The 24,881-nt window shown below is 42.6% G+C and carries 19 protein-coding genes and 1 pseudogene; 8 read left to right on the top strand and 12 right to left on the bottom strand.

Annotated features, from left to right (window positions below; genetic code table 11):
- Positions 1 to 279: 279 nt before the first annotated feature.
- Entirely contained in the window at positions 280 to 2,487 is a 2,208-nt protein-coding gene (gene nrdD, locus M3N64_RS05680; RefSeq protein WP_249099363.1) for an anaerobic ribonucleoside-triphosphate reductase, read from the top strand.
- 14 nt (positions 2,488 to 2,501) lie between these two features.
- Positions 2,502 to 3,086, top strand: coding sequence for an anaerobic ribonucleoside-triphosphate reductase activating protein (gene nrdG / locus M3N64_RS05685; protein WP_249099365.1), 585 nt, complete (start codon positions 2,502 to 2,504; stop codon positions 3,084 to 3,086).
- 300 nt (positions 3,087 to 3,386) lie between these two features.
- On the opposite strand, the gene M3N64_RS05690 is transcribed toward nrdG, so the two are convergent.
- Positions 3,387 to 4,385 carry an alpha/beta hydrolase gene (locus M3N64_RS05690; protein WP_249099369.1) on the bottom strand — a complete coding sequence of 333 codons (999 nt, stop codon included), beginning with the start codon at positions 4,383 to 4,385 and terminating at the stop codon, positions 3,387 to 3,389.
- Positions 4,386 to 5,046: 661 nt separating this feature from the next.
- Between M3N64_RS05690 and M3N64_RS05695 the strand changes: the two genes are divergently transcribed.
- Entirely contained in the window at positions 5,047 to 7,545 is a 2,499-nt protein-coding gene (locus M3N64_RS05695; protein ID WP_249099371.1) for a glycoside hydrolase family 30 protein, read from the top strand.
- A gap of 9 nt (positions 7,546 to 7,554) precedes the next feature.
- Here the strand turns inward: M3N64_RS05695 and pgmB are convergent, their stop codons facing one another.
- The 5 genes from pgmB to M3N64_RS05720 form a co-directional block, all read right to left on the bottom strand.
- On the bottom strand, positions 7,555 to 8,235 hold the full coding sequence (gene pgmB / locus M3N64_RS05700; protein ID WP_249099373.1) for a beta-phosphoglucomutase: 681 nt from the start codon (positions 8,233 to 8,235) through the stop codon (positions 7,555 to 7,557).
- Between the two features lie 17 nt (positions 8,236 to 8,252).
- Positions 8,253 to 9,290 (bottom strand): aldose epimerase family protein, encoded by a 1,038-nt coding sequence (locus M3N64_RS05705; RefSeq protein ID WP_249099377.1) that lies wholly within the window; start codon positions 9,288 to 9,290, stop codon positions 8,253 to 8,255.
- Between the two features lie 64 nt (positions 9,291 to 9,354).
- Positions 9,355 to 11,640 (bottom strand): glycoside hydrolase family 65 protein, encoded by a 2,286-nt coding sequence (locus M3N64_RS05710; protein ID WP_368389893.1) that lies wholly within the window; start codon positions 11,638 to 11,640, stop codon positions 9,355 to 9,357.
- 110 nt (positions 11,641 to 11,750) lie between these two features.
- On the bottom strand, positions 11,751 to 13,118 hold the full coding sequence (locus tag M3N64_RS05715) for an SLC45 family MFS transporter (protein ID WP_438271001.1): 1,368 nt from the start codon (positions 13,116 to 13,118) through the stop codon (positions 11,751 to 11,753).
- A 241-nt stretch (positions 13,119 to 13,359) separates the two neighbouring features.
- Positions 13,360 to 14,343, bottom strand: a complete 984-nt coding sequence (locus M3N64_RS05720) for a LacI family DNA-binding transcriptional regulator (protein WP_249099382.1) — start codon at positions 14,341 to 14,343, stop codon at positions 13,360 to 13,362.
- Positions 14,344 to 14,658: 315 nt separating this feature from the next.
- Here M3N64_RS05720 and M3N64_RS05725 point away from each other — a divergent pair, with 315 nt between their 5' ends.
- The 4 genes from M3N64_RS05725 to M3N64_RS05740 all read left to right on the top strand — a co-directional run bounded on the left by M3N64_RS05725 (position 14,659) and on the right by M3N64_RS05740 (position 18,165).
- Positions 14,659 to 15,531, top strand: coding sequence for an AraC family transcriptional regulator (locus tag M3N64_RS05725; RefSeq protein WP_249099385.1), 873 nt, complete (start codon positions 14,659 to 14,661; stop codon positions 15,529 to 15,531).
- A gap of 70 nt (positions 15,532 to 15,601) precedes the next feature.
- Positions 15,602 to 16,213, top strand: coding sequence for a sugar O-acetyltransferase (locus M3N64_RS05730; RefSeq protein ID WP_249099389.1), 612 nt, complete (start codon positions 15,602 to 15,604; stop codon positions 16,211 to 16,213).
- Positions 16,214 to 17,011, top strand: a complete 798-nt coding sequence (locus M3N64_RS05735; protein ID WP_249099392.1) for a Cof-type HAD-IIB family hydrolase — start codon at positions 16,214 to 16,216, stop codon at positions 17,009 to 17,011.
- Entirely contained in the window at positions 17,008 to 18,165 is a 1,158-nt protein-coding gene (locus tag M3N64_RS05740) for an MFS transporter (protein WP_249099396.1), read from the top strand. Before M3N64_RS05735 ends, M3N64_RS05740 begins: the two co-directional genes overlap by 4 nt.
- A gap of 840 nt (positions 18,166 to 19,005) precedes the next feature.
- Here M3N64_RS05740 and M3N64_RS14175 read toward each other — a convergent pair.
- Together M3N64_RS14175 and M3N64_RS14245 are read right to left on the bottom strand one after the other, a co-directional pair.
- Positions 19,006 to 19,356 (bottom strand): annotated as a pseudogene (locus M3N64_RS14175) (TatD family hydrolase).
- A gap of 150 nt (positions 19,357 to 19,506) precedes the next feature.
- Entirely contained in the window at positions 19,507 to 19,599 is a 93-nt protein-coding gene (locus M3N64_RS14245; protein ID WP_438271004.1) for a flagellar basal body rod C-terminal domain-containing protein, read from the bottom strand.
- A 165-nt stretch (positions 19,600 to 19,764) separates the two neighbouring features.
- Here M3N64_RS14245 and M3N64_RS05750 point away from each other — a divergent pair, with 165 nt between their 5' ends.
- A complete protein-coding gene (locus tag M3N64_RS05750) occupies positions 19,765 to 20,004 on the top strand; it encodes a hypothetical protein (RefSeq protein WP_249099399.1) in 240 nt (79 codons plus the stop codon).
- Between the two features lie 1,057 nt (positions 20,005 to 21,061).
- Here the strand turns inward: M3N64_RS05750 and M3N64_RS05755 are convergent.
- The 4 genes from M3N64_RS05755 to M3N64_RS05770 form a co-directional block, all read right to left on the bottom strand.
- Positions 21,062 to 22,249: a phage tail tip lysozyme gene (locus tag M3N64_RS05755; protein ID WP_249099402.1), complete on the bottom strand. Its 1,188-nt coding sequence runs from the start codon at positions 22,247 to 22,249 to the stop codon at positions 21,062 to 21,064.
- 12 nt (positions 22,250 to 22,261) lie between these two features.
- Complete coding sequence (locus tag M3N64_RS05760; protein ID WP_100486608.1) at positions 22,262 to 22,663, bottom strand: phage holin family protein; 402 nt, start codon at positions 22,661 to 22,663, stop codon at positions 22,262 to 22,264.
- Positions 22,664 to 22,798: 135 nt separating this feature from the next.
- Positions 22,799 to 23,197 (bottom strand): ArpU family phage packaging/lysis transcriptional regulator, encoded by a 399-nt coding sequence (locus tag M3N64_RS05765; RefSeq protein ID WP_249099405.1) that lies wholly within the window; start codon positions 23,195 to 23,197, stop codon positions 22,799 to 22,801.
- A gap of 774 nt (positions 23,198 to 23,971) precedes the next feature.
- Positions 23,972 to 24,881, bottom strand: a 910-nt coding sequence (locus M3N64_RS05770; RefSeq protein ID WP_249099407.1) for an IS110 family RNA-guided transposase, incomplete at its 5' end; no start/stop codon positions are given.

Here is a 24,881-nt window from a genome sequence, read left to right on the forward strand (position 1 = left end):
AAAAAGTGCCGAACTTTATACTGCGGCTCCGATTGCTCGCATTAACAGGGACGCCCCGCCGGAGCCCGCTTAAAATTCCATTAGTTACCAATAATTTTCATGTTGTCCGAATGTTTCACAACCTTGTCACAACTTGTTTTTTTCGCGACACAAACGCATGAATTAACAATATATAGTGTTTATATGGCGAAAATGACGTTATTTATCTCAATATATTGATTGAAACTCATCAGCTAATCCCCTATGATAAGTGAGTACTTATTCAAGGGGGCATGCAAAATGTTAGAAACGGCACAAAAAACAGAGAAAACGCAACTGACCATCCACGTATTGAAGCGTGATGGCCGTATTATAGACTTCGATGCCGAAAAGATCACGACCGCACTGCTGAAAGCCGCAAAACATGTCCAGGGCGAGCTTGACCCGTTAACTCATCAATTAATCAATGAGATTACCAATGACGTGGTTGCCGAAATCGGATCACGATTCCACACCGATGTTAAAATTTACGAAATTCAAAACATTGTCGAGCAGACGCTCCTGACTCACCATCAGTACGAGATCGCAAAAGAGTACATCAATTATCGAACGCAGCGTGACTTCGCACGCAATCAGGCAACTGATATCAATTTCACCATTCGGAAGTTGTTACATAAAGATAAAACCATCGTCAACGAAAATGCGAATAAAGACAGCCAGGTCTTCAATACGCAGCGCGATCTGACTGCCGGCACAGTCGCCAAAGCAATCGGATTGAAAATGCTGCCTCCGAAAGTAGCCAATGCACACTTAAAAGGCGAGATCCACTGGCACGATCTGGACTACCAGCCTTACAGTCCGATGACTAACTGCTGCCTGATTGATTTTAATGAAATGCTCAATCACGGGTTTAAAATTGGCAATGCCGATGTAGAGCCGCCGCATTCCATCCAGACGGCAACCGCACAGATGGCGCAGATCATTGCCAATGTGGCATCCAGTCAATACGGTGGCTGTTCTGCCGACCGCGTGGATGAATTGCTGGCTCCGTTTGCGAAAAAAAATTACGACAAACACTTAAGCGATGCAAAAGAATGGGTCGATGGCACAGAACGCCAGCAAGCCTTTGCGCGTCAAAAGACAAAAAAAGACATTTACGATGCAATGCAAGCTTTAGAGTATGAAATCAATACTTTATATTCTTCTCAGGGACAAACGCCGTTTACTACATTGGGCTTCGGACTTGGAACAAGCTGGATTGAACGTGCCATCCAAAAGGCCATTTTGCGCATTCGCATCGATGGTCTCGGCAAGGAGCACCGCACGGCCATTTTCCCAAAATTAGTATTCAGCTTAAAGCGTGGATTGAACCTGAATCCCGAAGATCCAAATTATGATATAAAACAGCTGGCCGTAGAATGCGCGACAAAACGCATGTATCCGGATGTTTTGATGTATGATAAATTAATTGAACTCACCGGCAGTTTTAAAGCACCGATGGGCTGCCGTTCTTTTCTGCAGGGATGGCATGATGAAGACGGCAAAGAAGTAAACTCAGGACGGATGAATCTTGGCGTAGTCACAATCAATTTGCCAAGGATTGCGCTGGAATCACAGGGAAGCAAGAAGCGGTTCTGGTCCATTCTCGAGGAACGGTTGCAGATCTGCAAAGAAGCTCTGGTTTTCAAAGTGGAACGTGCAAAGCAGGCAACTCCGGAAAATGCACCCATTTTGTACCAATACGGTGCTTTCGGCAAACGTCTGAAACGCACCGATTCTGTGGACAAGCTGTTCCGGAACCGTCGCGCCACCGTTTCTCTCGGCTATATCGGCTTATACGAAGTCGGTACGGTTTTTTATGGAAGCGCCTGGGAAAACAACGGTGAAGCAAAAGACTTCGCAGTCAGCGTTGTTAAAAAGCTCTGGGAACACTGCCAGAACTGGGAAAACGAATATGGCTACCACTTTAGCGTATATAGTACACCCAGCGAAAGTCTGACCGATACATTCTGCCGGCGGGATACTGAAAAATTTGGCAAAGTCAAAGATATAACCGACAAAGAATACTATACAAACAGCTTTCATTACGACGTCCGCAAGGCGCCGACTCCTTTTGAAAAGCTGGATTTTGAAAAAGATTTCCCGCCGTACTGTTCCGGAGGCTTTATCCATTACTGCGAATATCCGAACTTAAAACAGAATCCGAAGGCGCTGGAAGCTGTATGGGATTACGCCTATGATCGTGTAGGCTATCTCGGAACCAACACGCCAATCGATCAATGCTTTAAGTGCGGATTCAAAGGCGAGTTCAAGCCTACTGAACGCGGCTTCGAATGTCCCGAATGTGGCAATACCGATCCACAATCCTGTGATGTAGTCAAACGAACCTGCGGTTATTTAGGCAATCCGCAGCAGCGGCCGATGATTCACGGACGGCACGTTGAAATTGCGTCACGTGTCAAGCATCTGTCCTTAGGCAATGATAACAGTACGATTGCTCGGCAATAACAGGAGGAATTCGGATGGACAATGAATCAGAAAGGCGGCCGCGAACACCCAATCCAAAAACATGGCTCGCAGAGCGATTAAGCCAGCACTATATCGCCAGTTATAAACCGTTTAACTTTGTGGACGGCGAGGGCGTACGCTGCAGTCTGTATGTCAGCGGTTGTCCGTTTGACTGTCCCGGCTGCTATAATAAAGCCGCGCAGAATTTCCGCTACGGGCAGCCGTATACTCAGGAATTGGAGGATCAGATTATTAAAGACATAGGTGAACCCTACGTACAGGGTCTGACATTGCTTGGCGGCGAACCGTTTTTGAATACCGGTGTCTGCCTTTCTTTGGTGAATCGGCTGCGCCGCGAATACAGGCATACGAAAGATATCTGGTCATGGACAGGCTACACATGGGAGGAACTGCAACAGGATTCAGAGGATAAGCGGGAACTTCTGTCTCAGATTGATATTCTCGTTGACGGACGCTTTGAACTGAACCAGAAAGATCTGACCTTACAATTCCGCGGCAGCGCCAATCAAAGGATTATTGACGTGCAAAAGTCGCTGGCAAGCGGTACCCTCGTAATCTGGGAACGTTTGGTTAAGTAAATCAGAAAAGTCACAGGCACATAAAGAGCAGCTTGTATCTGTCCAATGATACAAGCTGTTTTTATGTGCAATTTATAAATATCCGCAAGAGAATAAATACTTGCAGTGATCAATGGTACGCACATCCTGTGAAGCAGAGCCGGGTGTTTTTACCCGGCTTTGCTTAACCATGCAAAGGTCTCCCCGCAGACCAGCCCATTCATAAAAAGTGCGCGAATTTATGAAAAACCAGAAAACAGGTGGAGAATCAACCGATAAAACAGCAAGAAAAACAAACAGTATCCTTATTAAAGCGCGATACTAGCAGCCAATATATTTATCAATAAAGCGAAAAAGAGTCGAAAAATATAATTCCGGATCAACCAGTGCAGAAGCACCATGTGTGGCATTCTTAACAAGCAGAAGTTCCTTATCTCCTGCTGCTGCTTCATAAACACGATGCACCATGCTTGTTGGGACAAACGTATCCTTATCACCATGAATAAACAGGATCGGAACATTGGATTTCTTCAATTGTTCAATTGCTGATGCCTCAAAAATGCCATAACCCGCTCGCGAACGAGTGACTCGATCCGCGAAACGCAGGATCGGGAATGCCGGAAGCCGGAAAAGATTGCGCAATTCATAAGCAAATTCATCGGCCACCGATGTGTAGCCGCAATCCTCAACGACACAAGCTACGTGACTCGGCAGTTTCTCGCCGGCTGTCATCATCGCTGTTGCAGCACCCATCGAAATGCCGAAGATTACAATCCGCGCCTGTGGATCCCACTTGACCAACCGATTGATCCAAGCGACCACATCGAGTCGATCATGCCACCCCATACCAATATAATCGCCTTCGCTTTGCCCTGCCCCACGCAAATCAGGAATCAGCACATTGAATTGGTGATCGGCAAAAACAGACGCATAATAGAACATGTTTGATGCATCCCCCATATATCCGTGCAGCAGAACTGCCCAGCGATGACATTCCGGATGAGGAACAAAACGACAGGCGTGCAGTTTCAGACCGTCAGACGAATTTATAAATAAATCAGTCGGCGGACAAGCCTGGAGAAAGTGTTGCTTCGCTGCGTTCTGTTCATTTATTCTTTCTTGAATGAGCGGATCAATTCTGCCCTTCGGCACTGCCGGATCAAGGTTCTTTCGGCGTGGTGAGTCCTCACGCGCAATAGCAAGACGATAGAAATGATGTCCGACCATGCTCTCCGTCACTTTAAAGACCGCTGCGGCAGCCGTCAGCGCTGCCGACAGCAGAACAACTTTTGTTTTCATTTTATTAGGCAATTTTTTCATTGTCTTTGCTCTTTGATCCTTCGAGTGACCTGCTTCCATCAGCCGAATGCCCCCCTTTCTCAGAAATTTTCTTTCCTCTCACTTATTATTTTAAAATGATGCGCTTTAAAAAGAAACTCTATAATACAGTATGTCTGTTTTCTATCATTTTAATTAAGAAAAGCATACTCGTAATAACATAGATGAAATACTTTCCGTTATCATCTCTCTATAATAGATTATAAATACATTTATTGCTTCTGGCCTCACTGGGATTTTTATGTACGGACAAATATAAAGAGTAACACGCAGGACTAAAGAAGCATTATCATGAAAGCATTTACACACTTTTCTATGTGACCTATAATGTTTACGACAATGATGTATTAGTATCACAGAATTGTTTTTTAATTTTGAAAGCGTTATCTATTTATACTTAAAAGATTGGGGGAAAGAAAAAGTAAATCAATCCTTTCAGTCGGAAGGAGGAAAATCATGATTTTTTACAACACAGTATAATGAAAGCGTATACAAAATTGTTTTCTGCTTTTCAATTTGAAAACGGGCGCTTCAACTCAACTGCCTTTCGATAACCAGAATGAGCCATGTATTGTGTACAAATGATCGCCATAGATGTGAAAAGAAAGTGATATATCGAATAAACAATAATCTGAGTATTTTGGTGAAAGTTGCATACCAGAACATCCATTTTAGAAAGGGGTTAAACTTAAATGAAAAAAAACTTTCATTAATCGGGACAGCCTTTTTAATTGCTTTTCTCCTGTTTTATCCGATTGGCGGACATGCTGAATCGGAAATCAGCCAAGGTGACGTGCGTCAGCTGACGATCGACGGAAATACAGTTGATACTAATCCAGCAAACACATTCAAAGGCTTTGGAATGGTATCCGGTAATGGGACATCCCGACTGCTGCTGGATTATAAGGCCGAACACCCGAAACAGTATTGGAAACTCATGAACGAGCTGTTTAATCCACGGACTGGAGCGGGTTTGAATTTCATCAAGGTCGAGCTGGGGGCCGATGTCAACACGTCCACAGCCGTCACTCCGGCTACCAAGCGAACTGAGGGGGAAAAGGCTGATGTCCTGCGTGGATGGGACTGGCATATTGTAGCTGACGCACAAAAAATTAATCCGTCACTTCAGGTCGACGCGCTGCGCTGGGCAGAGCCGAAATGGGTCACCAATGCTTTTGGCAGTGGCAATGAGTCAGGGTATGCTGCTCGATATAAATGGTACAAGGAAACCATCGACGCGGTCTATGATACGTATAAAGTTAAGTTCAGTTATATAAGTCCCGACAAGAATGAAACGGGCAAACCTGATCCAGATTGGATCAAGTATTTCGCGTCTCATTTAAAAAATGAAGGGAATGAACGATACGATTACAGCAAGATCAAAATTGTAGCCTCTGATCAGATTGGTGCGACATCGCTTCCAACATTAATGAAAAACGATGAAGAGCTGCGCAACGACATTGATGTCATCAGCATGCACTACAATGCTCATGGCACAGCCGACATGCGCCTGATGAACCAGCAATACCATAAACAGATCTGGTATTCTGAAGGAGTAGCTCCAAGCACATATGCTCAGTACCGTTTAAATACGTCCGAACCTAAAGGCGGCCTGGGTGGTACGTCAGGCGCTCTTGATATTGCCAATCACTTTATCAACATGTATCAGTCAGGCGAATCAACCAGCGCCTATATGACTCGCTACGAATTTCAACCGGCTGTCGGTTCGTTCTATGATGGCGGTCAGTACTCGTCGAAAGAACTCATTGAAGCAGACAGCCCATGGTCCGGTTATTACTATACAGACGCCGGCATACCTGTTGTCCGTCAATTCATGAATTTTATTAAGCCGGGATGGCAATATGTCCAGAGCGCATCGTTTGGAGACGGAAAGGGTGACAATTCCATCTCCGACACAACCAACAATTACTTGACGCTGACTGATACTCAGAAAAACAATTATTCGGTTGTGATGACTAACGACAGCAATCAGGTACGCAATTACAAAGTGACTGTGAAAAATATGAAACATCCTGGAAAAATTTTGCATGTCTGGGAGACCTCAGGACCAAAACAGAGTGAGTCGTATGATGCACGCTGGCTAAAACACGTAGCAAACATTCATCCTAAAAAAGAAAGCGATGGAAGTTATACCTTTACGTATAATCTGCAGCCGAATACGATCGCCACGCTGTCAACAACCTCAGGACAAAAACCATACCACCATCAGAAAAATCAAGATGCGTCTCATGACCAGGCCCTCAGCCTGCCTTATAAAGACGACTTTGAATATTCGGATCTGAGATACATGCTCTATCGCGACCGAAGCGTAGCGGATCCGCGCATGCAGAGTTATTCGGCAAGTCGCAACGGAACACCACGCTATACGGAAGACATCGGCGGAGCATTTGAAGTGACGAAACAAGGAAGGGGTCATGTACTTGAAGGAGTCATTGATCGTTCGACACACGCGAATGGTGAATGGAATACGAAATCCGGCAATGATACCGTGCTTGGAGATGACCGCTGGGCAGACTATGAGGTTGGCGTTGACTTCAAACTGGATCTCAAATCCCAGGATTCCAGCTCTAATTATGCTGGAATCGTTGCACGCAATCTAATCACAGGCGGCGGTGATAACGCAGGATATATTTTCAGGGTTTACGCGAATGGAAACTACCAATTAACAAAAAATGGACAGGTGCTGAAATCAGGCAAAATCGATCAATTCGATAATACAAAATGGCATAACGAAGCGCTGAAGGTCGTTGATAATTCCATCACGGCCTCCATCGACCACCAGCAGGTCATTAACTATCAAGATACCACTTCAATCTATACATCAGGAAAAGTCGGGCTCACAACCGGATATGCACATACGCAATATATGGCTTTTGGGAATACTGTCGCTGAAATCCATTGGAAGAATGAGTTGATGCATGTTATACTTTTCGAAGATAATGTTTTTCAAAAAAATCGTCTTCATTCATTGAGACTCGGGATAATTTCATTTAAAGAGAATTGGCGATTTTTTTCTATGATTTTTATCCAGAAACGCGAAAAAACGAGAGGGATAAAAATTCCCTCTCGTCTTTCATCTGCTGACCTTTTGAGACAGCCTCTTACACTGAAAACAATTTAAATGATCGATTTATGCGTTAACTTTCATTGCAGCTTCAATATTCGCTAATGTAATGTCTTTTGTGCTTGAGAAAAGAATATCAGCGGCACTTAGTTCTTGTGTATCACCAATACCAATTGATGTTTCGCCGGCTCCATTAATGGATTGAATCCCTGCAGCGGCATCTTCAATTCCAATGCATTCTTCAGGCTTCAAGTTCAACAGTTCAGCTCCACGAATATAAATTTCAGGATCTGGCTTTCCTTTTTTCAGTTTAGATGGATCGACAACATCTGGAAAATATCTTGCCAGGTTTAACTTTTTAAGAATAATTGGAGAATTCTTTGAAGCAGATGCCAAACAAATCTTATAATTGTGGGCCATTAAATCTTCTAAGAACTCCGGTATTCCAGGTAAAAGATCATCAATATTCATATTTCCAATAAGCGCCAAATAATTGTCATTTTTCTTTGCCGCTAATTTGATTTTTTCTTCTTCGGTATAGTCGTTTTCTTTATTGCCAGCTTTCAAAATCATTTCTAAAGAGTCCATTCGGCTGATCCCTTTGAGCCCATCTTCAAGTGATTTCGTCCATGTCACACCCAAATCATCAGCAATCTGATGCCAAGCCTGACTGTGATACTTAGATGTCAGCGCGATTACGCCATCCAAATCAAAGATGAACCCCTTAATGTCATTAAAGTTTGTCAATCTATTTTCCCCTCTCATCAAATTTCTTCGTATTGATAGTGTACGGTATATACTTTAGGTTGATTCGCTTTTAAAACGATATCGCCAAATTCCGGATGATGAATGGCATCCGGAAACGTCTGTGCTTCAATCGCCACACCATTATAGGGATGGCTTGCTTCCCATTCCTTCGGTTTTCCAATCACTTCAGGATTGGCCGTGAACATCACGACACCATTTCGGTCAGAATAAACGCGAACTTGACGGTGGGAAGCGTTATCCCGAATCACAACGGCTGGATGTTCTTGGTCGACCAATTTGAATGCATCGTCAAATTGGGTTTTACCTGATTCTTTTTGTAACTGCGCGAACGCCTTTTGCAGCGTTACAGGTTTAGAAAAATCAAATGCCGTTCCACTATGTTCAAGTAAACGACCGGTCGGCAGTTTTTGATCATCAACTTCAACGTGTTGCCGGCTATTGATTTGCAGTTCATGATTCATAATGGTTTCTTGGTCATCGCTCAAATTAAAATAAACATGCGTCATCGGATTGAAGAGGGTATCTGCATCACTTTGACCAAAAAATTGAATCGTGACTTTGTTTTGATTGTCCAGGGTGTATGAGATTTTCACCTCAATATTTCCCGGAAAACCATCATCTTGGGTTGCTATCTTCCGACTAAATGTCACGTTCACTGCATTTTGAAGGCTTTCTGTAGCGGCATGCCAATTCCAACTGGAAAAGCCATGGTCGCCACCATGAATTAAATTCGGACCTTCATTTGCAGGAACGTGGTATTTAATGGCGTTAATGGCGAAGCTGCTATTTTTAATTCGGCCACCTACACGACCGATGGTATTGCCAACATGAAATGGATTCGTCAAATAAGTGTTGGTGTCATCGAATCGTAAAATCAAATTGTGTAATTTGACATTTTGGCATGGAACCATAAACCCTTGCCAAGTTGCTGCATAGGACATACAGACGACTTGTACATGGTGATCGTTTTCTAAAGTATATTGTGTAATTGGCTCATCAGCAATTGAACCAATCGTTGCTTGCGTAATTTTCACGGTACTATCCCCTAACTTTTCTCTATACTTTAGGGATAAATGCAGAAACTCATCCAATATGAATTTAAGCCGTGGCGGTTTCTGAATCCAGTTGGACGTTTTTTCCTTTAACATCAATGGTGAGTGGTTCACCAGAAACTAATGTGATCCGTGTTCCCATATGATCGACAGCAACTTGGATGACCCGTCCACGGAAGTTGATCCGGAAGCGATACCCTTCCCATTTCTTCGGTAAGAATGGAGCAAAGTGTAGTTGATTATTGCGAATGCGCATGCCTGCAAAGCCTTGCACGATGGCTAGCCAACTGCCGGTCATTGAGGTAATATGCAGTCCATCGGCAGTATCGTTGTTATAGTTATCCAAGTCTAAGCGGGATGTCCGTTCATACATTTCAACTGCCTTATCTTCGTAATGCAGGTCGGCAGCTAAAATCGAATGAATCGAAGCAGATAAACTTGATTCATGAACGGTTAAAGGCTCATAGAAGTCAAAGTTGGCTTTCTTTTGTTCCGGTGTGAATTCATCGATAAAGTCCCATATTCCTTGAAGGACGTCACCCTGCTTGATGTATGGCGAACGTAAAATTTTATCCCATGACCAATGCTGGTTAATCGGCAATTGATCGGCTGGAAGTTCGCTTACCGGCTTTAAATCTTTATCTAGGAAGCCGTCGTCCTGAACAAAGATGCCAAGTTTCTTGTCTTCTGGTAAGTACATCTTGTTGATGATCTCTTTCCATTGTTTCTTTTCTTCATCAGAAACTTTTAATTGAACTGCTTGTTCGGATGAAACTTCTTCCAATATTTCAAGCGTGTATTTCAATGTCCATTGTGCCAGGTAGTTCGTGTACCAGTTGTTATTGACGTTGTTTTGATATTCATCTGGACCGGTTACACCGTGAAGCATGTATTGCCCCTTACGTTGTGAATAATGTACCCGATCTGCCCAGAAGCGAGAAATTTCGGTTAAGACCTTGCTGCCTTCGTTTAATACATAGGATTTATCACCGGTATATCGGGTGTAATTGTAAATGGCAAATGCGATATCACCGTTCCGATGAATTTCTTCAAAGGTAATTTCCCATTCGTTATGGCATTCAATTCCATTGAACGTCACCATCGGATACAGCGCACCCTTTAAGCCTTGTTCTTTAGCGTTGACATAAGCACCATCGAGCTGCTTGTAACGGTACATTAACAAGTTTCGGGTCACTGTAGAATCGGTAACTCCTAAGTACATTGGAACGGCAAATGCTTCGGTATCCCAATAGGTGGCACCACCATACTTTTCGCCAGTAAAGCCCTTAGGGCCAATGTTCAGCCGATCATCTTCACCATAGTACGTGGAGAATAATTGATACAGGTTGAAACGAATTCCTTGTTGTGCAGCAGCATCGCCGTCAATTTCAACATCGGATTTTTTCCAACGTTGTGCCCAAACGTGTTTGTGAGCTGTTTGTAAATCTGCTAACTTTTTATCGGCAACTTTGGCAGCTAATTGATGCATGGCTTTGATTAAGCTCGCTTGGTCATCGTAATCGCGTGAAGTAACGACAACGACACGTTTTTCAAAATAAGCTGTGTCACCTGGTACAAGTTCTTTACTGAACTGGTTTTGAACGGCTAATTCTAATTCATCCGTTTCATCCGTCTTTTCAGCTGTCAAATCCGTTTTGTTGACCATCTCATCACCAACGATAAATCGAGGAGTACCGAATTGATTTTCTTTAGTGATCGCTACAACATGACCTTTAGTATCACTTTGGGACTTATTTAAAACTTTCCAGAAACGTTCTCCGTAATTTGCATCTTCATTTTGAACATCGGCGTCAATTTGGGTATTTACGGTTAATTTAAAACGCGTTGAACCCTCATTTTCAAATTGATAAGCATCCACGAATAATTCCTTTTGTGCGGCGCTAACAAAGCGCTCAATGGAAACTTTTAACTTAGCGCCGCTTTTTTCTACAGTAAATTCACGAGTTAGAAAGGAAGTCTTCATGTCCAGCCGCAAACTGAAATCGCTGACCAAATCATTGGCTAGATCAATAGGTTCACCGTTAATGAATAGATTCGTCTTAATAAAATTAACTGCATTGATCACTTTGCCAAAGTACTTTGGATAGCCGTTCTTCCACCATCCGACACGTGTCTTGTCAGGGAACCAAACGCCTCCAATGTAAATCCCTTGTAGTGTGTCTCCACTGTAATTTTCTTCAAAAAACCCACGCATGCCCATGTAGCCGTTTCCAATACTAGTCATACTTTCTTGCACCCGTTTGTTTTCTTTGTCTAATTTATGGGTAACGACTTCCCAAGGGTCAATTTCAAAAATTCGCTGCATGCCAATTCCTCCTCGTACGTCCATTTTGAATGCTCTTTCATGCCCTTATATTAAATGCAACCGGTTGCACAGTCAAGCAAAAATCAAAGCGGTTTCAATTAATATTGCTGATTAACTTATTCTGCATAGGTTTCTTTGATAATTGGAACAGAGAATGCACCGATAATCAGCATAACACCTGAAAATAAAATCATTGACGGCATCGATGATCCAAACACCGGGAATAAGGCAAAGCTTGCACAGGATGCAATAATTTGCGGCAAACAAATGCTTCCATTGAACAGTCCGAGATACGTTCCCATATTCTCGCCAGACAAAGCATTGGTCAGTATTGTGAATGGGAAGGTCATCATAGCAGCCCAGGTTATACCGATCAAGATAAATGAAACGATCAATGCCCATTGATTATGAATGAAGAATACAGAACCAAAACCGATACCGCCTAGCAACAAGCTGAAGGCATAAGCCGGTTTGCGTTTATCATTTGGCAAGCGCGACAAGACAAGTGACCACAAAACGGCAGCAAATGAATACACAGCTGATAAAATACCAAACCAATTCCCGGCATCTTGATAAGCTGCGCTTGTTGGATCAATCGTCTGCCAAACATTCTTAGCAACGGCACCTGCGCCGTAAGTCCACAAATACTGAAAACCCATCCAGCAGAAGAGTTGCACGACAGTAACGGTCCAGAAAACTTTTGGTGCATGGACAAGCAGTTTGATAATGTTACTTTCTCTCTGAGCGGTTTTATCTGTGAACCCGTGATAGAATGCATACTCAGAAGGTGAATACTCTTTAACCTTGAATATCGTAATTAAACTGCAGACAATTAAAATAATTGCTCCAGCATAAAATGAAATAACAACTGATTGAGGGACAACCCCTTTTGGTGCACTGTTTGACGTGCCCAGCACGGTTAAAACAAAGGGGAAAATACAAGCCAGCACAGCGCCGCTGTTTGAGAGAAAGCTTTGAATAGAATAGGCATACCCTTTTTGCTCCTCGTTAACCATATCGCCAACCATCATTTTAAACGGTTGCATAGCAAGGTTCGATGACAGATCCATGAACAGAATCGTGATGGCTCCGAATGTCAGCGCTGTCATTGAACCAAAACCAAAACCAAAACTGCCTGAATTAGGCAATAGGCACATGACAATGACGGCAACAATGGCTCCGATGAGCAGATAAGGGATACGGCGTCCAAGTTTTGGTATCCACGTGCGGTCGGAAAAATAACCAACTAAGGGTTGAACAACTAAACCTGCCAGCGGAGGCAAGATAAAGAAGAAACCGAGTTTAGTAGGATCTGCGCCAATCGTCTGGAAGATCCGTCCCATATTTGAACTTTGCAATGAGAATGCCATTTGCACGCCCAAAAACCCAAAACTAATCATCCAAATCGTACTGACCGGAAGACTTGGCAATTTCTGTTCGGTGCTTTTTACATCGGCCTTAACGGGTTGTTCTTGATACATCATTCTTTCTCCTCCTTCATAATCGAACAACAATGCCTTAAAAAGGATAATGTTCGTTACTTGCATAATCTATTATGTAACGGCTTACAAAAAAATGCAACCGGTTGCAAATAAAAAATTTTGAATATTTATTTACAAAGAAACAGTCGATTGTATCAAAAAGCAAACAAAAAAGCAGCTGTTTCGCGGTTTAGGCGAACTAACTGCTCGATTGGCGAACCAAATCCGCCAGTACATTTTTTAATTAATTTTGTTCGATGATTTTATAGGGTACAATCATTTTTTCGAAAGGTTCATTCGATTCCTGCTCGAGTTGCTGAATAATCAACTGTGCGGCTGCCTTGCCAAGTCGTTTCGGATAAATTTGTACGGTGCTGATTTTCGGTTCGGCAAATTTAGCAAATAAAGAATCGTTGAATCCCATCAGTTCAATCTGCCTTTCAGGGACAATTCGCTGCACAGCTTTTTGGACTTGAAAGGCTAAAATATCATCACTCGCCAAAATGGCAGAAATGTCTGGATAGCGTTGCAAGTATTCCTTAATGGCGGTACCAAAACGTTCACTGCACAGTTCCAGATCATAACCATAAGAATCATTGCGACGAATTGCTTCATGAAAACCAAGCATTCGGTCTGTTTGTACCAATCGGTATCTACTAGTAAAAGCATAACCTAACTGACGATGTCCTTTGTTTATCAAATATTCCGTTGCATCTAATCCAGCATTGACATTATCATTGTCGACATAGGGGATGCTATTGGCGTTAGTATAGGGCTTTCCAATGACAGCATACTTTGCTTTTCGTTGCTGCAAATATTTCAAAATAGGATCATTTTCAATAGAATACAATAAAATGAATTGCTCAATTTTACTATTTTCAATCATTATTTTGATAGTTTGCTTCAATTCCTTTATGGTACCACCTAAAGCCACCGTCATGAAAAAATGCTTTGGTGTTAACTCCTGATTAATGCCTTCAATTAATTCAGTATAAAAGGGGTTTTGGTACAAATCATCCTTATCAACTGGGAAAACAATACCAACAGTGTTATTGGCGTTAGTTGCTAGATTATGTGCGTTGAAATTTGGAACATAGTTCATTTTTTTTGCAACAAGTTGCACTTTTTTTCGTGTTTCTGGGCTGATTAGTGAACTATTCCGTATGGCGCGTGATGCCGTTGATGCAGATACACCAGCATATTTTGCTACATCCCGAATGGTTACCATCAATATTCCTCCCGTGTACTTCATTATAGCAGAAATTCATGCAACCGTTGCATGGGATTCTCAAAAAATTGTTCTCTGTAATGTGGTCCAAGAAATGCGGTATTATAAAAAAAATAAACGTTTACCATAACACCTGTCTTAGTAACTTGCTGACTCAGGAGTTATTATTGAAAGTAATTAGAACTATTATTGTTCTATCGCTTACTGGTAAAACGGTTGATTAATCGTTCAAAGCTCGAATGTGCTATGCTTTTAATGTTATGCAAGGCTCTTAATGCTCCGGTGACCCTATATCTTCAAGCGAGGTGATAAGACATGACAATACAGCATGAAAATGTTCAACTCACGCCTAGACTGCCGTTCAAATACTATAAACACGATCCGTTAACGAGTATTAATGTTTCTCCACATTGGCATCAAGGAATCGAACTGAATTGCCTGATGTCCGGTGCAACATTGAAGTTCGTGACAAATGGTGTGACAAATGAATACCATCCAGGAGATGTATGGGCAGTTAACCGTCGCGTTATTCATAGTGTCACTGGTCCTTCAAAGGCAAACTGGTCAGAGTTTGGCTTTATCATCGATGATAACATTCTCCAGTCACAGTTTCCGGCCAGTACCAACTGGCAGATTACCCTACAGGGCAGTCGCTCGTCACAGACCAATCGGGCTTCCTATGGAGCAATTCGGGAGCATCTTATCGCGATTCACGATCTTATCAGTTCTCAGGTAACAGACCTTTCACGGATGTCGATTTTAGGTCATTTTTTCATGATATTGGCAATATTGGGAGAGTCTTTTACGGTTCCCATGATTGCGCAAGACGTCAATCCTAATCCACCTCTGATTGATACTGTCATGAACGCAATCAATAGGGATTATGCACAACAGCTGACTGGAACAATGCTGGCTGAACAATTCCATGTCTCGTTGACAACACTTAATCAACAGTTCAATATCAATCTGCAGATGTCAGTAAATCGCTATATTCGTTTGGTTCGCTTAATGAACTCGCGGCGTCTACTTCTCGAAACGAATAAAACGGTTGACTATATTGCCGCCGAATCCGGATTCACCAATGGTAAGACATTTAATCGCAACTTTAAGTCATGGAAAGGCATGACGCCGACTGAGTATCGACAGGCGTATGCACGTTATCACAAAAATGATACCAGTTGCCTTTGAAATTGTCCCTTAAGGGCTTGATAAATATGCTAATCTACTTCCTGTAATCGATTTTACAGGAGGTTTTTTTATGCCAACAGAACGTGAATTAATGCTCGCGGGCAAGTTATACGACTCAAACGATACTGAATTGGTGCAAATGAGACTGAAGGCGAAGCAGTTGACTTGGCGTTATAACGGCACACAACCGGAGCAGAGTGAAGAACGTGACGAGTTACTTAACTTAATGATTGACTGTCCGACCAATGACGCTTACATCGAACCGCCGATGCGAGCGGACTATGGTTCCAACTTGCATGTGGGAAGACGATTTTATGCAAATTATGACTGCATTTTTTTAGACGTAGCGCCGATCATTATTGGAGATAATGTCATGCTGGGACCACGAGTCTCGCTATATACTGCTGGACACCCAATTGTTGCAAGTGTACGGAACGAATATCTTGAATATGGACATCCAATTACGATTGGAAATGACGTCTGGATCGGCGGAAATGCGGTAATTTGTCCAGGTATCACGATCGGCAGTAACGTTGTGATCGGCGCTGGGTCAATCGTGACAAAAGATGTTCCTGATAACGTGGTTGTTGCAGGAAACCCCGCACGCGTCATTCGACCGATTACCGATAATGATGAAGCGTATTGGAAAGCTGAGCAGCGCGCCTATCTGAGGAGGACATAAATGATTAAGTTGATTGCAACTGATATGGATGGCACATTCTTACGCGACGACATGAGTTATGATCGTCTCCATTTTTCGAAGCTGTATACGGAAATGCAACGACAAGGCGTTCACTTTGTTGTTGCGAGTGGGAACCAATACTTTCAATTGAAGTCCTTTTTTGAAGATTATCCCGATACAATTTATGTCGCTGAGAATGGTGCGTACATTCTTGATGAAAAGCAAGTCTATGCGCTGCATGCCTTCAGTTCTCTAGCCGTCAAGCAAATCTTGCCTAAGTTGATTGAGATCCCAGAATTGAAGATACTCGTATGTGGGCAGAAGGGTGCCTATGCACGAGCAAGCGAAGGTAAAGCGCACATTCAGTTTGTGCGTCGCTACTACCATCAATTGACTGTTGTAGAAGATTTTGACCATATCGACGATAATGTTTTGAAGTTCGCGATCACTTGCCCGCCTGAACTGACTGAGGATATTGTCGCACGTCTGCGAATCATGTTAATCGGATTAGCTGAACCGACAAGTAGCGGACATGGCGATATTGATGTCATTCAGTTAGGGATGAATAAAGCTGCAGGGCTAAGGGAATTAGGAGCAGTTCTTGGAATCGATCTGAGTGAAATGTGTGCATTTGGTGATGGTGGGAACGATCTTGAAATGATTAGAGAAGTTGGACTCGGCGTTTCGATGCAAAATGCTCAACCGGCGGTTACCGCTGTAGCGAAGGCAAAGACGACCGATAATCAGTCGCAAGGCGTTCTCAGCTTTATTGACCAACTGCTGGAGAAACAATTTTGAGTCAACCTCGGTTCACGACAACGGTCAGCATTTTAAGCATTTCGATGGTTGGTGGCGTTTCAACGATTATCACCGGGATAATTCCTCAACTGGAGCATGCATACCCGCAGATGCCGACGACTATGATTGAATGGCTTGTAACAGCAGCGAATTTTAGCGCTCTGGCGACACTTTTACTGAATCCAAAGTTGACCTATCGCTACGGCAGTCGCAGTGTTGTGATCACGGGGTTGCTGATTGCTGCTTGGGCCGGAGTCATTCCCCTATTGATCAAAAATTTCACACTGATTATGGTCAGCCGCCTTGCGCTCGGGTTGGGCGTTGGTCTGTTTTTACCACATGCCATTGGGCTAATTGCTCATGTATACACCGGAGAGTTTCGCACACGATTGCTTGGTTATCAGACGGGTCTATCCGCTTTAGGAAATGCATTGTTGCTTGCGTTGGCTGGCGTTATGGTGGCGTTGAACTGGCGATCAGTATTCCTTATATATCTGCTTTTGGGCGTTGTTGCAGTTGGTGTATGGCGCTTTGTCCCAGCAGTCGGGGAGACGGATACACATGAGCATGTACGTAGTCACTTAAACAATGAACGTTGGTGTTTTATCAGACTGGCTTTTATCACATATTTGTTGATTTGGGGCGTTCAGCTAAAACTGCCTAGTCTATTTTTGACGAGAGGATTCGGAGATGCGTCGGTAGTTAATTGGACGCTTGCTGCAATGAATATTGGCGGCCTGATTGCTGGCCTATCCTTTGGCTTGGTCTACCGCCGACTGCGTCAATATACGCTCGTTTTGGGTTATGGCGGTGCTGCGGTTTCTGTTGCGGTGCTCTTACTTGCTAAGAACCAAGTAGTTGCAATCCTCGCCGCAGTCTTTTTCAACTATATCTATTCGTACACCGGACCATATCTGGTATTTCGCAGTAATCTTGGGCTTGCTGATGATCAGGTCGATACTTTGAGTAGTTATCTGACGATTGCCACTGTGATTAGTGCCTTCTTTGCACCGGTGGTATGGAATTTTCTCGGCAACCTCGGCCCGAATGATGTTACTGGAAATGCTTTACTATGGGTGACTGGTAGTCTACTTGTGATTACAGGATGCATATGGATCCGAGTGCTGCAACCTCATATGGAGAAGAATAAATGATAGACTAAGATGAGAATAGTAGAGGAGACAAACGGCTGTAAAATATTTGAAGTATTGAATAAAGGAACGCTGAAATATGATTAGAGACATTTTTTCGGATACGGACGGGACTCTTCTTAACAGTCATGGACATATCATTCCAACTACAGTTCAAGTAATTCGGGACATAAAATCCTGCTTAAACTTGTATCAGGCCATGCACCGATATGGCAAGTGAACAATTCTATGGGAACCAAACAGCCGCGTTCAGTGATGCCATGGTGTACCCATGGCATCAAATTGACAAGAATCCCGATTGTAATGACGTATGCGGATGTTGAAATCAAAGAGTCCCATCTATGTCACAACCTCTAGTGATGTAAATGGAGTCGCTGATGTACTGATGCATCTCTCTGTATTTCGTCAGTAGTGCAGTCTGAATATCGAATAATATCGTTCAAAGTATCACGACACAATTATAGGAGATAGAATTACAGAGATAAAAAAGTTTATTTTAGCGATGGCTTTATTTTTTAGAGCTATATGTACTTATTCAAAAATCTGTACGGATGATGAGGTCCGCTCAGGCTTTTTTTCAATACTTAAAAGTTTCATAGAAAAGAGGTATCTTGCAACAAATAGCATTGTCCCGGTGAGAGTCAGTATGAAAGATGGGAAGAGAAACGAATTTTCCATGTTTCTCACTGGCTTGGCAAAGGGGTGTGTTTTTTGAGATCTTCTTCTTTCAACAAGAATGTTCGCATAGTATTCAGCTATTGATTGATAGGCTGATGAAAGTAATTTGGATGTGAATTTATTACCATTAACTTTGAACTTTTGTAAAGGGACCATCACTTTCTACTAGGAGTCTGTTAGTAGGAATAAGTGAGAGCTTTGGTTTTGCTTTCTTACTGTGTGTCGTATTATAGTATTTGTGGAAAAATAACAATTTAAGGCTACAACGGCATTTAGTTGCGTAGATGAACCAGTAAACCAATGAATTATGCATTTTGATGGTTTATATTTCTTTATAATGTCTATCGCCGCCTTCTAGGATTTACGTAAATGTACAGACATTAGTTTATCATTTTCTGCACACAATTTAACTATTTGTTCGAAATAATCTAATTGTTGATTCTTAGGTAAATATCTACTTGAGGAAAAATCTAGACCAATTTCACCAATATATCTTACATTATTCGCTAAAACCAAGAAATTTGCGAAACCTCTAACGCCTAAAGTTGATTCCTGCGGTTGAAATCCTATACTTCTTCACATCTACGAGACCAAACAAACTAAAGAAAAAAAGTGACAAGCATTATGTGTTTGCTCGTCACCGGATTTTGATTGATGTTTACCTTTTCAACTGTACCAATTCTTGTAGGATTTGATCTGCACTAGTAATGCTCTTGCGTTGGATTGATAAGCTCTTTGCGCATTGATCAGCTCCGTCATTTCATCGGTTAGATCAACATTCGAAGCTTCAAGTGCTCCAGAAATGAGTGGGACGGCCAACCGGTGCGTAGTGTCGGCCTGACGCCCTCTGCTCTAGGACGCGTCTGTTTACCAACTCGACCTATTCCGGGTCATTGCTGCGCAAAGGAGCGGCTCTCTGCCGCAATGGATGCGGTAACGGCGCGCTACGGGCATCTCGCGCTCTTTCATGGGCCACCGTTCATGGAAGGCAGCCAGTTTGCAGTGGGCGCACATAAAATTGCGGACATTCACGTTGATTATTCTTCAAAACAAGCCCAGATCTCAGTGCTTTCTGAAGGCATTATTACTTTTAATTTACTCTATCCACATGCTATGGAGGGATTACGTATGGACATAATCATAGCAACGACACCTTCCTATTAAAAAGGATAAACCTAATTAGAACAACTCGACTAGGATATTGTTGTTTTCACTGTAATGAAATTCTGGTCAAGCTCACTGTCCTTGAATTTTTGCATTACGATTCAGAGAATGCTAAACTAATAATGTTTTGAAGACAGGAACCTCATCATTCAATGAATAATCATACATCCTCGGGTAAGATTCTCTCTTTAAAACCACTCTCATGTTCAGGCTATTCTAACTTCCTTGCAAACCAGATTTAGCAATTAGTAGTTCATTTGGAGGCAGGTCGAAAAAATGAAAAGAGTTCTGGTAGTATCGTTAGCGATTCTGATTGTAATTGGAGGATTGTTTATTTTTTTGAATCATAACTCAGATTCGAACAGATCATCTAGCGGCAAACACACAGAAAGTCAAGCCCCTGCGGGTCAATCTCACGTGTCATCTTCGTCGAGTCACGAGATTACGGAGAGTTCGAGCCAGCCGATAACAGATAGTTCAACAAGCAGCGTAACAGAATCAGTGAGCCCCTCCGCTGCATCATCAAGTCGGACTGCAACCAAAACCCAGTCAAATGAATCATCAACAAGCCATTCTGCGGCATCTGAAAGTACAAATACTACAAGCGGACAAACGAGTGCAATTCAACCTGCCAGTAAACCGACGGGAGCTTGGGTTAAAATAATTTGAACAAGACCTATATAAAGGTTATCACGTAACACCCAGCCGCTATAAATATATAGGCAATGGTCTTTGGGAGGTCTGGGTAAAAGAATATAATACAGGGCAGAATCCTTATGTAACCGTTGATCAATATACAGGCAATTTTCACGGTTAACAGATCCCCCTCGTTATCCTAAAAGTCGTCTTCGAATAATGTGGACTGGTCATTTACATTACAAAAGGAAAGATGGATTTCTTCTGAAAGAACCCCCGAATATAAAAACTGAGAGGTGAACTCCTCTCAGTTTTTATATTCGGGGGTTGCCTGTTAAGACCACCTCTTTAAATTAAGCACGATGAATTTTAATCTTCTTCTGTCTTCAGAATAATTGTATGGGTTTCTGATCTTTCGATATCAGACCACCAATACCTGAGCAGCGTATATTTTGTTGGCATTGGCAACATTATTCCACGACTGAAGTTGTGAAACAGATACACCAAACTTGGCCGCAATTCCACTCAGCGTATCGCCAGATTCCACGGTATAAGTCCGTGATCCGCCACCACCGGCTCCCGAAGTAAAAATGGAAAGCACCTCTCCAGCATAAATCTTATTGGCGTCAGCAATACTATTCCACGCCTGCAGTTGTGAGACAGATACACCAAACTTGGCCGCAATTCCACTCAGCGTATCGCCGGATTGAATGGTATAAGAAATCTCACTGCCACCACCGCCACCGGAACTGTACATTTTCAAAGTTTGTCCAACGTATATTTTGTCGGGATCGGAAATGTCATTCCACTGCTCGATATTGCTTAAACTTACGCCAAAACGTTCCGCAATGGCGCTCAATGTATCCCCGGATTTTACAGTGTATACCATTGTACCCGTTCCCCCGCCGTTTTTATACACAATAATTTTTTGACCGACATATATCTTGTTTGGATCAGAAATATTGTTCCACGATTGCAACTGCGATACTGTAACATTAAATTGCTGTGCAATGCCGCTCAGTGTATCTCCTGATTTGATGACATACGTATTTGACGTCTCCGAATTATCGCTTTCATCCGGTTTAAGCTTTAATACTTGTCCAACGTAGATTTTATTTGGATCAGAAATGCTATTCCATGATTGTAGCTGCGAAACCGTGACGCCGAATTTTAGCGCAATGCCACTCAGTGTATCGCCGGATTCAACAGTATACGTGTTGGTATCCGTAGGTTTGCTTGGCGTTGGTTCGGTTGGCGCTGATGGTTTTCCGCCTTCGGCTAACTGATTGTACCAATACTGCGCCTGATCTCCACGTTGGGGCTGATCGGGATTCTTAGGTCGCTCGTAATTTGCAAGGAACACTAATCCTAACGTTTCAGCTGATTCTGTACTCGTGATGAATTGGGTCGAAGTCATTGAATAAGAATATGAAGGATAGAATTGAATGCCGTTCATCATTTCATATTCAATACGCGCGCACTGCGAACCGATATCCTTGTAATCCAGCCCTTGCGCATCACACCAGCTGATAAGTTTGCTGGCGGGTGTCCACTGAACAAGGCCATACCCTGGGCCGACACCACCTTCCCAGATATCGGCGTAGAGCAAAGACTGCCATTGTTATAATTCCGTGTTATTCTTCTTATTTATTTTAGTAAGATCATCCTGATTGTCCGTGCCTATATCACTTGATTTTTCCTTCAAACTATTTAACCGGCTTGTAATTCCCTTTGGAAAAGGAACGCCAAGAAAGCTCAGATTTTCTATAATCGAAAGACTTTCGTCACAAACGGCCATGATGACCATCATTGTTTGAAAAACGGGCGAACCGTTATTTACGAGACGATCTAGGACATAGGATAGAATCAGAGCCAGAAATGTTCCTGACTTTTTTAGCAGTCCATCTCGAACGGCATCCGATTGAAGCGTTCTCTTTTTAATAGCTTTTAATAATCCTGCTATGACATCCAGCCCCATTAACAGGACCAGAAAAACATATACAGTCATACCCTGCATACTCATTTCACCCCTCCTCTTTTATAGACACGCAAGACACATGGCCTGTTTTAACTAAAACCCATGCTATCTGATTTTCTGGCTTCAGGTCTCCCAACTTTCTGCTTGAGGGAGCGCTACTGTTGCCACATAAAAATTTTATTACAAAAGAGAACAATGAATATTACTGATTGGAAGTAAATGGAGAGCAATGGCCAATTTAGTCAAAGCCCGTTTTTTCTTTCGATAATACGTGCGTTCAGACATAGCCAGACGGTTTTGTATTTCAAAATCCATAGATGACGCCTTTCTAAGATATTTATAAAACACAATAGACTGTTCATCGATATCCAAAGCCTGAAGTGCCGCATAAATTTTCAATAACTGATTGACTTCATCAAATTCAAGAAAATGAAAATATTCTCGACTGATTTCAATATGATAATCATCAAACAAAAAAGGCGATTGCGTCATCTTCACAAATAACAACTGGCAACGATAAAGATAATCTTTTAGATCGATAACCGCTTGTTTTTCACTAGGATTTCTAACACTTTTCATTTCGCCCACCTGATTCAATTAGTATTTTCCATATGTTCAGATACATAAAATTCAAGATAGTATGACATGATGTGTTTTCTATGTCATCAAGAGGAGTGAAAGGGGATGTGCCGGGTGCTTATTCCCATCATAAATCGTTATATCTGTTAAACCTTGCCAAAAACATGCCTAAATACTGTCATCCACATAATCAGGAACATACGTTCGTGTTATTTAAAATACACGAAAATACTTATTCTTTCAAGGATGCAACAATGGGCCTTTCAAAATTACGAAATAAATTGATAACCGTCGCATGAAAAGCAGAGTGATGGAGATGGATTTGGATAAGTATATTTATCCGCTCTCTTAGAGCCTTCCTTTGCTGTGTTGGTCATATTACTGACAAGCTAGTCTATAATTGCCGAACGATAGTCAATAGATAATTACCACATGACTAAGTAACGCGCCAAGCAACATATTTTGGTTATTATCAACCCCTGATATGCAATTTGGCCAGTCTAGAATAACTTTAAATCTTGTTTGGATCATAGCATTATCCCTCCATTTTGCACCCTTGTACACTATGCTCCTATTAAAAAAGGTCAACAATTAGTTAATGTGACTAATTGTTGACCTTTTTTGCCATGCCAATTTTAAAAGTCTTGTGGTATTAAGTCAAGACCTAAATAAGATTTATTTCTGTGCTCTTCACCGATGTTTCAAAAATGAGAGTACACAAACCTAAGCCTTCACTAATTACCAAAATTTTGAAGGCGATAAGGAGGCGGATCTTTACTGATTATCGGCGATTCCACCCCTCTTCGGTGTGTAAATCAGGTGGTCGCGAAGCAGCACGTCCACCAGCCGAACCAGTTTTCTTGCTGTTAGTACGAGTGCGCGTTTATGACGAAACTTAGGAACTTCATTGAATTTCTTTTGGTAATAGGCCCGATAAACCGGGTCACATCGCTTTACTGAATTGGCAGCTTCAATCAAGTAGTAGCGAAGGTATTCATTACCCGTGTGTGTTCGTGGCGTGCGTTCTGCCCGAAAAGTTCCAGACTGAGAGACTTTCCAGTAGAGGCCGGCATATTTAGCGAGTTGTGCCTCATTGTCAAAACGGTCAATTTGACCAATCTCGGCAATCAGACCGGCCGTGTAGACCGGGCCGATTCCCGGAACGCTCATGAGACTCTGCGCCTCCGAGATGATGACGCATAGGGACTCAATGCTCTTGTCCAGTGTCTGAATTTGTTTCTTCAACCCGGCGATGATACGGGCATAGGTGGCAAGCACGACATCAACGGAATCCTGAAGGACTTTGCCAATGCGGTAGGAATCCCGAATCGCTTTCTGAATCGCTTTGGCCAGCTTTTCCGGATCGCTGAAACGTCCTTTTCCGGCCTTATTTAGGCGTTCCGCAAGATCCTCCATCTTCATCTGGGAGATCTCATCGAGGGACAGGGAATCGCTTAGGATATCCATGATCGACGCGCTGAACACAGAAGTCGGAATTTCCTGAGTCAAGGTGTTGCACGTGTAGTATAGATTTTCTAAGAAGTGCTGTTTACATTCGGTCATTTGATGAATCAGTTGGTAACGGGTTCGTGTCAGACGCTGGAGAGCAACATATTTTTCTTCCTTGATCACCGGCACTTGATAGCGTTCAATACGTAGAAAATCGGCAATCCGGAAGGCGTCT

The organism is Sporolactobacillus mangiferae, assembly GCF_023336505.1.
Taxonomy (GTDB): Bacteria; Bacillota; Bacilli; order Bacillales; family Sporolactobacillaceae; genus Sporolactobacillus; species Sporolactobacillus mangiferae.

Excerpts from the sequence above, each read along its gene's own strand:
- M3N64_RS05750 (WP_249099399.1), top strand. The coding sequence starts at position 19,765 with ATGGATGCGGTAACGGCGCGCTACGGGCATCTCGCGCTCTTTCATGGG.
- M3N64_RS14245 (WP_438271004.1), bottom strand. The coding sequence starts at position 19,599 with ATGACGGAGCTGATCAATGCGCAAAGAGCTTATCAATCCAACGCAAGA.
- M3N64_RS05725 (WP_249099385.1), top strand. The coding sequence starts at position 14,659 with ATGACAATACAGCATGAAAATGTTCAACTCACGCCTAGACTGCCGTTC.
- nrdG (WP_249099365.1), top strand. The coding sequence starts at position 2,502 with ATGGACAATGAATCAGAAAGGCGGCCGCGAACACCCAATCCAAAAACA.
- M3N64_RS05760 (WP_100486608.1), bottom strand. The coding sequence starts at position 22,663 with ATGAGTATGCAGGGTATGACTGTATATGTTTTTCTGGTCCTGTTAATG.
- M3N64_RS05720 (WP_249099382.1), bottom strand. The coding sequence starts at position 14,343 with ATGGTAACCATTCGGGATGTAGCAAAATATGCTGGTGTATCTGCATCA.
- nrdD (WP_249099363.1), top strand. The coding sequence starts at position 280 with ATGTTAGAAACGGCACAAAAAACAGAGAAAACGCAACTGACCATCCAC.
- M3N64_RS05715 (WP_438271001.1), bottom strand. The coding sequence starts at position 13,118 with ATGATGTATCAAGAACAACCCGTTAAGGCCGATGTAAAAAGCACCGAA.
- M3N64_RS05765 (WP_249099405.1), bottom strand. The coding sequence starts at position 23,197 with ATGAAAAGTGTTAGAAATCCTAGTGAAAAACAAGCGGTTATCGATCTA.
- M3N64_RS05735 (WP_249099392.1), top strand. The coding sequence starts at position 16,214 with ATGATTAAGTTGATTGCAACTGATATGGATGGCACATTCTTACGCGAC.
- M3N64_RS05690 (WP_249099369.1), bottom strand. The coding sequence starts at position 4,385 with ATGAAAAAATTGCCTAATAAAATGAAAACAAAAGTTGTTCTGCTGTCG.
- M3N64_RS05730 (WP_249099389.1), top strand. The coding sequence starts at position 15,602 with ATGCCAACAGAACGTGAATTAATGCTCGCGGGCAAGTTATACGACTCA.